General features: G+C 70.4%; 13 protein-coding genes and 1 pseudogene. 2 read left to right on the top strand and 12 right to left on the bottom strand.

Annotated elements, in window-relative coordinates; translation table 11 throughout:
• Nucleotides 1-52: 52 nt before the first annotated feature.
• Both ABN611_RS16860 and ABN611_RS16855 read left to right on the top strand, forming a co-directional pair.
• On the top strand, nucleotides 53-1,954 hold the full coding sequence (locus ABN611_RS16860) for a hypothetical protein (RefSeq protein ID WP_350280826.1): 1,902 nt from the start codon (nucleotides 53-55) through the stop codon (nucleotides 1,952-1,954).
• A 38-nt stretch (nucleotides 1,955-1,992) separates the two neighbouring features.
• The gene (locus tag ABN611_RS16855; protein WP_350280825.1) at nucleotides 1,993-2,847 is read left to right on the top strand and encodes an arylamine N-acetyltransferase; all 855 of its coding nucleotides are present in this window, start codon (nucleotides 1,993-1,995) and stop codon (nucleotides 2,845-2,847) included.
• On the opposite strand, the gene ABN611_RS16850 is transcribed toward ABN611_RS16855, so the two are convergent.
• The 12 genes and pseudogenes from ABN611_RS16850 to ABN611_RS16795 form a co-directional block, all read right to left on the bottom strand.
• Nucleotides 2,831-3,280: a hypothetical protein gene (locus ABN611_RS16850; protein WP_350280824.1), complete on the bottom strand. Its 450-nt coding sequence runs from the start codon at nucleotides 3,278-3,280 to the stop codon at nucleotides 2,831-2,833. The genes ABN611_RS16855 and ABN611_RS16850 overlap by 17 nt on opposite strands.
• Before the next feature lie 53 nt (nucleotides 3,281-3,333).
• The gene (locus tag ABN611_RS16845) at nucleotides 3,334-4,785 is read right to left on the bottom strand and encodes an NADH-quinone oxidoreductase subunit N (protein WP_350280823.1); all 1,452 of its coding nucleotides are present in this window, start codon (nucleotides 4,783-4,785) and stop codon (nucleotides 3,334-3,336) included.
• Nucleotides 4,782-6,287 (bottom strand): NADH-quinone oxidoreductase subunit M, encoded by a 1,506-nt coding sequence (locus ABN611_RS16840; RefSeq protein ID WP_350280822.1) that lies wholly within the window; start codon nucleotides 6,285-6,287, stop codon nucleotides 4,782-4,784. Before ABN611_RS16840 ends, ABN611_RS16845 begins: the two co-directional genes overlap by 4 nt.
• On the bottom strand, nucleotides 6,284-8,047 hold the full coding sequence (locus ABN611_RS16835; protein ID WP_350280821.1) for a proton-conducting transporter membrane subunit: 1,764 nt from the start codon (nucleotides 8,045-8,047) through the stop codon (nucleotides 6,284-6,286). Before ABN611_RS16835 ends, ABN611_RS16840 begins: the two co-directional genes overlap by 4 nt.
• Nucleotides 8,044-8,358: an NADH-quinone oxidoreductase subunit NuoK gene (gene nuoK, locus ABN611_RS16830; RefSeq protein ID WP_350280820.1), complete on the bottom strand. Its 315-nt coding sequence runs from the start codon at nucleotides 8,356-8,358 to the stop codon at nucleotides 8,044-8,046. The genes ABN611_RS16835 and nuoK overlap by 4 nt, the downstream gene beginning before the upstream one ends.
• Nucleotides 8,359-8,362: 4 nt before the next feature.
• Nucleotides 8,363-8,857: an NADH-quinone oxidoreductase subunit J gene (locus ABN611_RS16825; RefSeq protein ID WP_350280819.1), complete on the bottom strand. Its 495-nt coding sequence runs from the start codon at nucleotides 8,855-8,857 to the stop codon at nucleotides 8,363-8,365.
• 122 nt (nucleotides 8,858-8,979) lie between these two features.
• A pseudogene (locus ABN611_RS16820) lies at nucleotides 8,980-9,177 on the bottom strand (4Fe-4S binding protein); the annotation flags it as partial.
• A 205-nt stretch (nucleotides 9,178-9,382) separates the two neighbouring features.
• Nucleotides 9,383-10,141 carry a methylenetetrahydrofolate reductase gene (locus ABN611_RS16815; protein ID WP_350280818.1) on the bottom strand — a complete coding sequence of 253 codons (759 nt, stop codon included), beginning with the start codon at nucleotides 10,139-10,141 and terminating at the stop codon, nucleotides 9,383-9,385.
• Between the two features lie 9 nt (nucleotides 10,142-10,150).
• Nucleotides 10,151-11,356, bottom strand: a complete 1,206-nt coding sequence (locus tag ABN611_RS16810) for an RNA polymerase sigma factor (protein WP_350280817.1) — start codon at nucleotides 11,354-11,356, stop codon at nucleotides 10,151-10,153.
• Complete coding sequence (locus ABN611_RS16805) at nucleotides 11,353-11,694, bottom strand: YciI family protein (RefSeq protein ID WP_350280816.1); 342 nt, start codon at nucleotides 11,692-11,694, stop codon at nucleotides 11,353-11,355. Before ABN611_RS16805 ends, ABN611_RS16810 begins: the two co-directional genes overlap by 4 nt.
• A gap of 35 nt (nucleotides 11,695-11,729) precedes the next feature.
• Entirely contained in the window at nucleotides 11,730-12,980 is a 1,251-nt protein-coding gene (locus ABN611_RS16800) for an ATP-binding protein (RefSeq protein WP_350280815.1), read from the bottom strand.
• A complete protein-coding gene (locus ABN611_RS16795; RefSeq protein WP_350280814.1) occupies nucleotides 12,977-13,633 on the bottom strand; it encodes a response regulator transcription factor in 657 nt (218 codons plus the stop codon). Before ABN611_RS16795 ends, ABN611_RS16800 begins: the two co-directional genes overlap by 4 nt.
• Nucleotides 13,634-13,703: the final 70 nt, after the last annotated feature.

The following is a 13,703-nucleotide window of genomic DNA, read 5'->3' as shown; positions in this document are numbered from 1 at the left end:
CTGACAGAATTACGGTCCTTGCCGTAATTACCGCCGCCCCGGAGGTACGGTCATGCACAGAAGACGTTTTCTCACGTTGGCAGCCGGGACCGGAGCGGTGGTCGCGCTCCCGACGCCCCTGCAGGCCTTCGCCACCGACTGCGCCACCGCCGATCTCGGCCCCGGCATCGTGTCGGCGCCGATCACCGGCGCGGCCCACACCGGAAACGACCTGTACCTCGTCACGCGCGGCCTGCAGCCCGCCGTGGTGGCGCGCTTCGACCTGTCGTCGCGCACCGTGACGGCGTACCAGACGCTGTCGACCGGCACCGGCGGCTGGGCGGCGACCGTGTCGGGCGGCAAGGTGTACGTCGGGATGTATTCGGTCGCCGACGTCCACGAGTATGACCCGGCGACCAACACCACCAGGCGACTCGGGCGGCTGGGCACCGAGCAGTACGTGTTCGACTTGGCCACCGCGCCGGACGGGATGCTGTACGCCGGAACGTATCCGGGTGGCAAGGTCTACCGGATCGATCCGGCGGGGCCGACCTTCACCGATCTCGGCCAGGCCGCCGTCGGCCAGACGTACGTCCGCTGCGTCGACGTAGCGCCCGACGGCGTCGTGTACGCCGGGACCGGTGCCCGCGCGCGGCTCGTCGTCCTCGACGGCACCACGAAGACCGAGATCCTGCCGGCCGAGCTGCACACGGAGTCGTTCGTGTACGACGTGGCGGCCGGCGCCGACTGGGTCGCGGCCGGGACCGAGCCGTCCGGGAAGTTCGTGCTGATCAACCGGCACGACCCCTCGTCGTACCGGATCGTCGACACCGGCGACCGGACCGTCGACCTGCTGCAGCTCACCGACGGCGAGGTGTTGCTGACTAGCCGGACCTCGGGCTCGCTGTACAGCTACGACATCGCGGCGGCGAAGCTGACCAAGCTCGCCGCGCCGACGCCGTACGACGAGACGCGTGGGGTGTTCGCCGTCGGGGAGCAGATTGTGGGCGTGGCCGGCAGTGGTTCGGTCTGGTCGGTCGATCGGGCGACTGGTCAGGTCGCAATCACCGATCTGCAGACGGCCGGCATGCCTGCCCGGCCGGAGCCGGCCCAATCGGTGTCCGTGGTCGGCCGGCAGGCCGTGGTGGGCGGAAACTTCGGGCTGCAGGTGCACGACACGGGTGCTGGATTCAAGCTGCACATGGGCGGCGAGGCCAAGCGGGCGGTGGCGGTCGGCGACCGGCTCTATCTCGCGACGTATCCCGGCGCCTTCGTCGACGTCTACGACCCGGCGCGGCGCGAGGTCAGCAGGCTCGCGACGATCGGCGGGAACGAGGACCGGCCGCGGGCGATGGTCGAGCTGCCTGGCCGCGGTGCGCTCGCGATCGGGACCAGGGCGCAGTACGGGCATACCGGCGGGTCGCTCGCGCTGTTCGATCTGAGCACCCGGAAGATCGAGCGGTACGACGCGCTGGTGCCGGATCAGGCGATCAGCGCGGTGACGGCGAACGCCAGGATCGCCTACCTGGGCAGCGAGATCTACGCGGACGGCGTACCGCCCGTCGCCAAGGAGGCGCAGCTCGTTGCCTTCGACCTGGAGACGCGGCAGGTGCTGTGGCGCTGGGCTCCGTTCGCCGATCTCGACGGGTACGCCGATCTGCTGGTGCACGGTGACACGCTGTACGGGCTGACCAGGAGCCGGGTGCTGTTCGAGGCCGATCTGCGGGTGCGCAAAGTCGTGCGTAGTTATCCGCTGGACGGCGCGGTCGGGGAGCTAGTGCTGCGGCGGGGCGTCGTTTTCGGGGCGACGGCGTCACACGTTTTCCGGCTCGACGCCAGCGGGCCGGCGACGGTGGTGGGCGGGCTCAACGGCTATTGGTACAACGAGCCGCAGCTGGCGCTGGACCGGCGTACGGGCGAACTGCTCACGATGCGCGGGAACAACCTGGCCCGGATCGACCCGGACCGCTGCTAGCCGGACGCTGCCGGCCCGGGCCGCACTAGAGTCGGCCCGTGGACACCGAGGCGCTGCTGCGACGGATCGGGATCGAGGGGTACGACGGACCGCCGCGGCTGGAGGCGCTGGCTCGGTTGCACGAGGCGTTCGTGGATCAGGTGCCGTACGAGACGGTGCAGTACCAGCTGGCGCCGGGTGGACCGCTGGAGCCGGAGGAGGTCGCGAAGCGGATCGTCGCGCGCGAGGCCGGCGGGTACTGCTTCCAGCTGAACGGGTCGTTCGCGCTGCTGCTGACCGAGCTCGGGTACCGCGTGCGGATGCACCGGGGCGGCGTACAGACCGTCAACCGGCCCGGCGAGGTCGACGGCAGTCACCTGGTGCTGACGGTCAGCGGACTGGTCGAGGATCCGGAGCGCGTGTGGCTGGTCGACGCGGGGCTCGGCGACGGGTTGCGGCAGCCGATGCCGCTGGAGGTCGGTGAGGCCGAGCAGTACCCGTTCACGCTGCGGCTGCGGTCGTCGGAGAAGACCGACGGCTGGCGGCTCGACCACGATCCGCGCGCGAATCTGGTCGGGATGGATTTCGAGTCGGCCGCGGTCGGGCTGGACGCGTTCGCGGGGCAGCACGCGCGGTTGTCCGCCGATCCGGAGTCGCCGTTCGTGCGGCTGGCGTCCGCGTTCCGGCGGACGTCGGAAAGCGTTGTCGTCCTGCGTTCCATCGGGTTGAGCGAAACGTTTTCCGACCGGGTCGACAACCGGTTGCTGGACAATCGGAACGACTACTTCGCGGCGCTCGCCGACGTTTTCCGGCTTCCGTTGCCGCACTACAGCGCGGCCGACCGGGAGCTGCTGTGGCGGCGGGTGTGGGCGCAGTACGAGGATTTCCTGGGGCGGACTACTTCCGCGTCGTGAGGGCGACGACGACGGTGTCGCCCTCGGCGTAGGTGAGGGTGGCGATGTGGACCGGGCCGCCCTGGTCGCTCCAGCTGACCGCGGCGATACCGCCGGCCACGCCACCGGCGCTTCCGCCGCCGCTTCGGCTGGCGCCGCTGCCGTTCCGGCTCAGCGAGATGTAGCCCTTCGAGTCGGTGAGCTTGAGGGTGCCGTCGGCAACTGTCGCGGTGAACTTGGATCCCGTCAGGTTGAGGGTGGCCTTGCCGCGGATCAACACCTCACACGTCCCGTCGTCACAGGCCTTGTAGTTCTGCCCGTCCTTGGCCACATCCCCTGAGGCGCTGGACGGGGCGGTGGGTGAAGCGGTGGGCGGCGGGTTGGTGGTTTCGTCCGAGCCGCAGGCGGCCAGGGTCGTCAGGAGGGCCAGTCCGGTGATTGCTCGTCCGATCACCTGCCACACGCTACCGAGTGGAACGATCCCGGCTCAGCGATGGCAGGAAGGTGTCAGATCGCGAGCGCGAACATCACACTCGGCAGCACCGACAGCACCGCGCCGACCGCCGCGCACAGCGAGATCATCGCCACCGCCGGCGTCTCGATGTCCACCGAGAACGGATCCTCCGCCGGCAACCGGAACAGCTCCGCCACCCACCGCAGATAGACCGCGAGACCGATCATCACGTTCACCGCCATCACGATCGCCAGCCACCCGAGATGCCCGTCGATCACCGCCTGGAACGCCGCGAACTTGGTGAACAACCCAGCCAACCCCGGCGGCAGACCGGCCAGCACCACCAGGAAGAAGATCAGCGCCACCGCCAGCCCCGGCTCCGACCGCACCATCCCGCGATAGTCGCTCAGCAACCCACCCGGCCGATGCCGCTGCACCACAGCGACGGCTCCGAAGGCGCCCAGCGTCACCACGACGTACGCCGCGAGGTACCCGACGACAGCCTGCGCGTCGCCGACCGCCAGCGGTGCCAGCAGGAAGCCGACCTGCCCGATCGACGACCAGGCGAGCAGCCGCACCGCCTCGACCTGCCGCAGCGCCGCGAGGTTGCCGACGGTCATCGTCACCGCCGCCAGGATCGCGACCGCCGTCCGCAGCCCGGAGCCCGTCGGCGCGATCCCCGACGTCACCACCACGAGCAGCCCGGCCACACCAGCCGACTTCGACACCACCGCGAGGAACGTGGTGACCTCCACCGGCGCCCCGACGTACGTGTCCGGCAACCAGGCGTGGAACGGAACGGCCGCGATCTTGAACGCGAACCCGACGATCACGAACAGCGCGGCCGCGAACGCCACCCGAGCGAGGTCCGGATCGAGGCCGGTCAGCCGGTTCGCGATCGTGTTCAGGTACAGCGAGCCGGTCACGCCGTACAGGTAGGAGATCCCGAACAGCATCACCGCGGTCGACAGCACCGACACCAGGAACGCCTTCATCGCGCCCTCGGACCCGCGGCGGTCGCGCCGCAGCCCGACCATCGCGAACGTCGGCAGCGACACCACCTCGAGCGCGATCACCAGCGTCGCGAGATCCCGCGCCCCCGCGAGCACGGTCGCCCCGGTCAGCGCGCTCAGCAGCAGGAAGTGGTACTCCCCGACCGGCACGTCCGAGGCCAGCAACCGGTACGTCGACAGCCCGACAACGCCGAGCCCACCGAGCAGCAGCACCGCCCACAACCCCGCGGTCAACGGCTCGAACACCAGACTGCACTGCGCAGGCCCCTCGACCGCCGCCTGACAGAACGCCGGCTTGAAGTCGTCCCGCTGAGCCCACACGAACACGAGCCCGAACAGAATCACCACGCTGGTCAGCAAGGTCGCGACCATATGGCGCAACTCCGCCGACGCACTCTTCCAGAACCCGTCGATCAACAACACCGCAACCGCACCCACCGCCAGCACCAGCGGCACCGCGATCGCCTGCCAGTCGGTCCATGTAAGCGTCACAGTGCACTCCACTGCTGCAGGAGGAGGCCGGGCCAGACGCCGAGCAGGACGGTCAGGGCGACGAGCGGCGTCCAGGTGACCAGCTCGATCCTGCTCAGGTCGACCGCGAACGCCGCGGGCGGGTGCTCGGCCGGATCACCCTGGCAGAGGTTCCGGACCAGACGCAGGAAGTACGCCGCGGTCAGCACCGTGCCGACGCCGGCGATCACCATGAACACCAGGAACGTTGTCCGCGGCAACGACGGCGCCGGGTCGTACGCGCCCAGCAGCACCAGCATCTCGCCCCAGAACCCGGCCAGCCCGGGCAGCCCGAGCGACGCCAGGCAGGCGAACGTCAGCAGCGCGGCGATCCGCGGCAACCGGGCGTACAGCGCCCGCCCGATCGCCCGCAGCTCACTGGTGTCGTGCCGGTCCTTGATCGCCCCGGCAAGGAAGAACAACAGTCCGGTGATCAGTCCGTGCGCGATGTTCGCGAACAGGGCGCCACGCAGCCCGGCCGGTGACATCGTCGCGATCCCGAGCCCGATGAAGCCCATGTGCCCGACGCTCGAGTACGCGATCAGCCGCTTCACGTCGCTCTGCGCCAGGCACGCCAGCGACCCCGCGACGATCGCCACCGTCGAGAACGCTCCGAGGTACGGCGCGATCGTGGCCGTCGCGTCCGGCAGCACGGGCACGAGGATCCTGATCAGGCCGTACGTCCCCAGCTTCAGCAGGACGCCCGCCAGCAGCACCGAGCCGACCGTCGGAGCCTTCGCGTGCGCGTCCGGCAGCCAGATGTGCAGCGGCCACAACGGCACCTTCACCGCCAGCCCGACCGCGATCAGCACCGCGGCCACCAGCGGGATGCCGTGCCCGCCGGCCACCGGCGAGTTCGTCAACCGCTCGATGTCGAACGTCCCCGCGACCCGCTGCACCAGCAGGAACCCGAGCAGCATCAGCGCCGAGCCGAGCACCGTCATCAGCACGAACGTCGTCGCGGCCCGCTTCCGGCCCTCCGGGTCGTGGTGGTCGCCCCAGATGTCGATGACCAGCCACATCGGGATCAGCACGATCTCGAAACAGACGAAGAACAGCACCAGGTCCATCGCCGAGAACGTCCCGATCACCCCGGCCTCGATGACCAGCAGCAGGGCGATCAGCGAGCGGGTCCGGCCGATCCGCGGCGTGATCTTCAGCGAGTACAGGCAGCAGAGGAACGTGAGCAGCGCGGTCAGCACGATCAACGGCACCGAGATGGCGTCGACGCCGACATGGAATCGCACGCCGAGCGACGGGATCCACGCGACGTCGGTCTCCGCGCGCAGCGCACTGTCACGCGGTTCGTAATCGGCCCAGCCACTGGTCCGCGGCCAGAGGAACAGCGACCCGACCAGCACCAGCCCCGAGATCACCGACCCGTACGACGCCGCGAGCCGGTCCCCGATCGTCACCGGGACCGCCCACAACGCCAGCGCCGCCAGGATCGGCAACGCCAGGACGGCGAGCAGGATCGCGTTCACGAGCCGATCACCCCCGCGAGCACGGCCAGCGCGACCACGCCGACAACAGCCGCCGTCAGATAGGTCTGCACGTTCCCGGTCTGCAGCCGCCGGAACCCTTGCGACACCAGCGTCCCGGTCCGCCCGGTCGCCCGTACGTAGGCCCCGATCACGTCGCGGTCCCCGAGGACGGTCAGCTTCGCGAGCCACCGCACCGGGACGACGAACAGCCCTTGGTACGCCGCATCCACCCCGAACTCACGCTCCATCAGCAGCGGCCGCGGATCCGCGCCACGCCGCCACAGCGAGTACGCCGGAAGCGCACCAAGCAGGACCAGCGCGAGCGAGATCAGCCCGATGACCCAGTTGAGGTGCAGGCCGTCGGCATACCCGAGACCGATCGCGGCGAGCGCGAGCAGGACGAGCGGCGCCAGCATCACCCACGGCGCGTCGCGCAGCTTGGAGGTGTCGGGCTCGTCCAGATCGGCAGCCGCGTCGCCGTCCTCGAACGCGCCGATGCCGCCGGCCAACGCAGGCGTCCGGAAGAACACCCACAGCCACAGGCGCAGGCAGTAGAACGCGGTGATCGCAGCGGTCAGACAGACCGACACCAGCACGACCCAGCCGACGGCCGACCCGTCGCGCGCGTGCTCCCACGCCGCCTCGATCACGCTGTCCTTGGAGAAGAACCCGGCGAGCCCGGGCACCCCGGCGAGCGCTGCGAGGCCGATCGTCATCGTGAGGAATGTGACGCGCAGGGCGCTCCGCAACCGCCCGCGGCGGGTGTAGCGCCGCAGTACGACGAGGGCCGCGCTGCCGACCTGGTGGAGCAGCACGCCTGCGCAGAGGAACAACAGGCCCTTGAAGGCCGCATGCGTGACGAGATGGAAGAGCGCCGCGTGCCGGCCGTCCTCGGTCCCGAGGGACAGCGCGGCGAACATGATCGCCAGCTGACTGACCGTCGACCAGGCGAGCACCCGCTTCACCTCGACGGAGGCGGACGCGCACAGCGCGGCGAACAACATGGTCACGCAGGCAACGACCGCCAGGACCGTCAGCGTGGTCGCCGACGCGGCGAACACGTCGTACAGCCGGGCGATCAGGAACACGCCGGCGGCGACCATCGTCGCAGCGTGGATCAACGCGCTGACCGGGCTCGGGCCGGGCATCGCGTCCGGGAGCCAGGTCTGCAGCGGGACCTGCGCCGACTTGCCGATCACACCCACCAGCAGCAGGATCGTCCCGGTCGTGAGGACGCCGGGCGCCATCGCGGCCGGGTCGAGCTCGGAGATCCGGAACGTGCCCGCGCCGACACCGAGTACGAAGATGCCGAACAGGAAACCGACGTCGGCGAGCCGCGTCATCAGGAACGCCTTGACCGCGCCGGACCGGGCGTCGCGACGTTCCCAGTAATGGCCGATCAGCAGGTACGAGCAGGCGCCCATCACCTCCCACCCGATCAGCAGGAAGAACAGGCTGTCCGAGATCACCACTGTCACCATCGCGGCGGTGAAGAGCGTGACGAGCGCGTGGTACGACGCGGCGCGCTGGTGCAGGTACCCGAGGGAGTAGACCTGGACGCAGGTCGCGATGACGCCGACGACCGCGAGCAGCAGGACCGTCAGGTCGTCGGTGCGGACCGCGAAGCCGATGGTGAGGTCGCCGACCGGGGAGTTCAGGAAGGATGTCCGGCCGGGATCGGCGCCGTACAGCAGGGCGGCGAAAAGCAGGACGAGCAGCGAGAAGCCGACCCCCGCGACGCGCCAGACGGTGGCGATCACGACGCCTCCTCTCGTTCCACCAGGTCACGAGCCGCGTCGGCGTCGACGTGGCCGTGGCCGCGGAACAGCAGCAGGACGATGGCGAGGCCGAGGCCGATCTCGGCGGCGGCCAGGGTGATCACGAAGACCGCCAGGGTCTGGCCGGCGGTGTCCAGGCGCCAGGCGTCGAAGGCGACGAGGTTCAGGTTCACGGCGTTCAGCATCAGCTCGAAGGACATCAGCAGCGTGATCACGTTGCGGCGGGCGAGGACGCCGTACACGCCGACGCAGAACAGGACGACCGCCAGCAGCAGCGGGAGGATCAACGGCATCGCGTCAGTCCTCCTTCTTCCGCTGCGACAGGGCGATCGCGCCGATCAGCGCGGCGAGCAGCAGCACCGAGAGCACCTCGAACGGCAGCACCCAGGTCTTGAACACCTGCGTACCGACCGCCTCCGCCGAACCGTCCGCGACCGGCTCGATCTTCTCGTTGCCGAAGGCAAGTACGATGCCGCTGCCGAGGATCAGCGCGAGCACCCCGGCGACCACGGCGGCGAACGGGCTGCGGCCGGTGGTGAGCGTCGGCAGCGGGTTGGTCGGCGCCTTGGTGAGCATCAGCGCGAACAGCACGAGCACGACGATCGCGCCGACGTACACCAGGATCTGCACCAGCGCGACGAACTCGGCCCGGAGCGCGCCGAAGCAGCCGGCGATCGCGCCGAGCGCGACCACCAGCCAGAGCGCGGCGTGCACGATCCGGCGGGAGACCACGACCACGACAGCGGCCGCCACCGCCACCACCCCGGCGACGGAGAACAGGACTGTGGTCACGCTTCGTCCCCAGCGGCCGGACCCGGGTCGATCGGCTGCGGCGCCGGGACCGTCCACATCCAGTCCCGGAGCCGGTCCTTCTCGTGCGTGAGGTTGCGGATGTCGGTCTCGGCGTACTCGAACTCGGGCGACCAGAACAACGCGTCGAACGGGCACGCCTCGATGCAGATACCGCAGTACATGCAGAGGCTGAAGTCGATCGCGAACCGGTCGAGGACGTTGCGGCTGCGCTCCCGGGCCTGCTCACCGACCGACGGCGCGGTCTCGGTGTGCGAGTCGATGTAGATGCACCAGCTCGGGCACTCGCGGGCGCACAGCATGCAGGAGGTGCAGTTCTCCTCCAGCAGCGCGATCACGCCGCGGCTGCGCGGCGGCAGCTCGGGCTGGACGTCCGGATACTGTTCGGTGACGGACCGACGGGCCAGCGTCCTCGCGGTGACCTTCAGCCCCTCGACCAGGCCCTTGCCAGGCAGTCCCACGCTCCACCTCCCGTCTCTTAGCAGGACACTAGCCGATTCGCCGCCGCTACAGCTCGCGTTCCAGGCGGGCCGTGACCTGCCGGTACCGGCTGACCGGTATCAGGTGAACGCCGTCGAACGCCCCGGAGTCACGGATCCTCAGGATCTGCTCGCAGGCGTGGTCGACGCCGGCGTCGCGGTCCTTCTCCACAGCCTCGACCAGGCCCGGCGGGATCGTGAGCTGCGGCAGGGCGGCGAGGTTGCGGGCCATCCGCGCGGACGCGAGCACCATCACGCCGGCGTACACCGGGATGCCGAGGTCGACGGAGTCCCGCCAGCGGAGCAGTTCGTCGAGGTCGTAGCTGACCTGCACGTACAGGAAGTCGGCCTCGGCCTTCCAGCGCGGCACCTTGGTGAGGCGAGTGGCGGCGCCGACCTTGAAGGGGTTGCAACCCGGGTACGACGTCTCGCGCGTCTGCTCGATCATCCGCCGGACGGTCAGCTGACTGGTCCGCGCGCCCTCCGCCGGGTCGTCGCCGTGCACGAACAGGAACTGCTCCACGCCGTACGCCGCCGCGGTCAGCAGGTCGCGGCGGAACCCGAGCAGGTTGCGGTCCCGCGAGTTCAGGCAGGCGATGCCGCGGGCACCCATCAGCTGGACCTCGTTGGCCACCGCGACACTCGACACCGTCGCCCGGCCGATGTGGTTGTCGGGGATCAGGAAGCCGTCCGCGACGGCGCTCATCACGCCGATCTGGTGCCGGACCTTCTTCAGGTCCGGGCGCGTCGGCGGCTCCACCTCGCAGATCAGTTCGAATCCGGGCACGCCGGGACTCTACAGAAGCCGGCGCAGGCGCGATCTGAGGAACTTCTGTTCGGACTCGTTGGGGGTCAGGCACAGCGCGGACTCGTAGGCCGCCCGTGCTTCGGCGACGCGGCCGAGCCGGGTGAGCAGATCGGCCCGGATGGCGTGGAACAGGTAGTAGGAGTCGAGCGGCAGCGCGTCGACCAGCGCCAGAGCGGCGGCGGGCCCCTCGACTTCGGCAACGGCGACGGCCCGGTTGAGGGCGACGACCGGCGTGGGTTCCAGGGTCAGCAGGTGGTCGTAGAGCTGGAGGATCTGGGCCCAGTCGGTGGCGTCGGTCGTTGCCGCGTCGGTGTGGACCGCGTTGATCGCCGCCTGGAGCTGGTACGGGCCGGGGGCGTTGCGGCGCAGGCACTGACGGACGAGCGCGTGGCCCTCCTCGATCAGCGCGCGGTCCCACAGCGTGCGGTCCTGGTCGCGGAGGCGGATCAGCGTGCCGTCGGCCGCGACCCGGGCCGGGCGGCGGGAGTGCTGGAGGAGCATCAACGCGAGCAGGCCGACGGCCTCGGGTTCGTCGGGCATCAGTTCGACGAGCAGGCGGCCGAGCCGGATCGCCTCGGCGGCCAGGTCGTCGCGGACCAGCGCCTCGCCCGACGATGCGGCGTACCCCTCGTTGAAGATCAGGTAGACGACCGCGAGGACGCCGCGCAGGCGCTCGGGCAGATCCGCCTCGTACGGGACGCGGTACGGGATGCGCGCGGTCCGGATCTTGTTCTTCGCGCGGACCAGGCGCTGCGCCATCGTCGGCTCGGGGACGAGGAACGCGCGGGCGATCTCGGACGTGCTCAGGCCGCCGAGCATCCGCAGGGTCAGCGCGACCCGCACGTTCAGGGCGAGCGCCGGGTGGCAGCAGGTGAAGATCAGCCGCAACCGGTCGTCGTGCACGGCGCCCTCCTCCACTGGCTCGGCCTCGGCATGCAGCAGCGCCGCCTGGGCGTGTTTGTCCGCGCGCGCCGACTCCCGGCGCAGGCGGTCGATCGCGCGGTTCCGCGCGGTGGTGATGATCCAGCCGGCCGGGCTCGGCGGCACACCGCTGTCCGGCCACTTCTCGACCGCGGCGGCGAACGCGTCCTGGACGGCGTCCTCGGCGATCTCCAGGTCGCCGAACACGCGGGCGAGTACCGCGACCGCGCGCCCGTGCTCGGCCCGGAAGATCGCGGCGAGGTCAGGGGTCACGACTGCGAGGGCCTGACCTCTACCGGCAGGCGGAGGATCGCGGTGAGCCGGCGACCCCAGTGCAGAGCGGCGTCGAGGTCCTCGACCTGGATGATGGTGAAGCCGCCGAGGTGCTCCTTGCCTTCGGTGAAGGGCCCGTCGGTGACGAGGACCTCGTCGCCCTGGGCCTTCAGCACGGTGGCGGTCTCCGGCGGGTGCAGCCCGGCCGCGAACACCCAGACGCCGGCCTCGCGCATCTCGGTGTTCAGCGCCTCGAGGTCGCGCATGATCGGGTCCAGGATCTCGGGCTCGGGCGGCGGGCCGTCGGGCTGGTAGATGCTCAGGATGTACTGGTTCATCGGCTTCCTCCTTCTCGTCGTCTACACGAACGCCCTCACCCCGGATCGACAGGTAGCTCCACAGTAATTTCCAGACCGCCGCCGGCCCGCGGTACGGCGGTCACCGTGCCGCCGTGCGCCTCCGCCACCGACCGGACGATCGACAGCCCCAGACCGGCGCCCTTGCCGCCGACAAGTCGCTCGGCGCCGAGGCGGTAGAACGGCTTGAACAGACTTTCGACCTCGTACGGCGGAATGTCGGGCCCGGTGTTCGCCACCACGACCTGCACCTGGTCGCCGACGGTCTTGCTGGTCACCCGGACCCAGCGCTCGCCGGCGGCGAGGTTGTGCCGGATGCCGTTCTCGACGAGGTTGTGGACGAGCCGCTCGAGCAGCAGCGCGTCCCCGCGCGTCGGCGCGTCGCCCGGGCCGCGGATCACCTCGATCCCGGCCGTCGCGGCCTCCGCGCTCAGCTGCGCGCAGACGTGCGTGACGATGTCGCTCAGGTTGACCGGGTAGACCGTGGTCAGCTGCTTCTCCGAGTCCGCGAGGATCAGCAACCCGTCGATCAGCTGCTCGTGCCGCGCGTTGATGGTCAGCAGGCTCTCGCCCAGTTCCCGCACGTCCGTGGACGCCGTACGGCGGTGCATCGCGACCTCGACGAGTGCGCGGCCGAGGGTCAACGGGGTCCGCAGCTCGTGGGAGGCATTGGCGACGAACCGGCGCTGGCCGTCGAACGAGTGGTCCAGCCGCTCGACCATCGTGTCGAACGCGTCGGCGAGGTTCTTCACCTCGTCGTCGGGGCCGCGCAGCGCGATTCGCTCGTGCAGCGCGGCGGGTGACGCCGCGATCCGCCGGGCTGTGTCAGTGACCCGGTGCAGCGGCGCCAGGACGCGGCCGGCGACCAGCCAGCCGAGCCCGGCCGCCACGCCGCCGACGAGCACCAGCGCGATGCTGCCCTGGGTGAGCATCGACTTGATGGCCGCCTGCCGTACCTCCTCGCGCTGCTCCTCCAGTACCCGCTCCGCGTCGGCGCCGGTGAGGATCACGCCGTTCTTGGTCGCGTAGACGTCGTTGGCCGGCGGCGACGGCTTGGCGTTGGCCGGCGAAGACGGCTTGGCGTTGCCCGGGCTCGGGCTCAGGTACGTCCCTTTCACGACCACGCGGTACTGCTGGCCGAGGTTCGCGGTGAACAGCGCGTAGGTGACCCCGAGCAGCAGTACGCCCGCGACCATGAAGAGGCCGCCGTACAACAGGGTCAGCCGGCCGCGCAGGGTCAGACGGCCGCGCAGCGACAGGCCGCTCACGGAATGCGGTAGCCGACGCCGGTGACGGTCTCGACCGGTCCCGGTTCGCCCAGTTTCCGGCGCAGCTTGAGGATCGTCAGCCGGACCGCTCCGGTGAACGGGTCCACGTGCTCGTCCCATGCCTTCTCCAGCAGTTGTTCGGCCGACACGGTCGCGCCGTCGGCCCGCAGCAGCTCCGCGAGGACAGCGAATTCCTTCTTCGACAGGGGTACGTAGCGGCCGTCGCGGAACACCTCGTGGCGCGCCGGGTCCAGCGTGATCCCGGCGCGCCGCAGCACCGGCGGATCGGCGGGGCGGCTGCGCCGGCCGAGCGCGAGCACACGGGCGGCGAGCTCGGCGAACGCGAAGGGCTTGGTCAGGTAGTCGTCGGCGCCGAGGCCGAGGCCCTCCACCCGGTCCATGACGGCGGCCGCGGCGGTCAGCATCAGCACCCGGGTGTCCGAGCCGTCCGCGACGAGCTGCCGGCAGACGTCGTCGCCGTGCACGACCGGGATGTCGCGGTCCAGGACGAGGACGTCGTACTCGTTCACGGACAGCCGCTCCAGCGCCGCGCCGCCGTCCGCGGCCACGTCGACGGCGTGCGCCTCGTCGCGCAACCACTCCGCGATCGCCGCGGCCAGCAACGGCTCGTCCTCGACCACCAGTACCCGCACGGGCCCATGATCCCCGACGTTCCTGTTTCCTTCCTGTTTCCGAACTTGGAAACGGCTGAGAAACGGCCGG

The organism is Kribbella sp. HUAS MG21, assembly GCF_040254265.1.
Lineage (GTDB): Bacteria > Actinomycetota > Actinomycetes > Propionibacteriales > Kribbellaceae > Kribbella.
The sequence above is the reverse complement of the archived record's forward strand: the minus strand, read 5'-3'. Positions and strand labels throughout refer to the sequence as shown.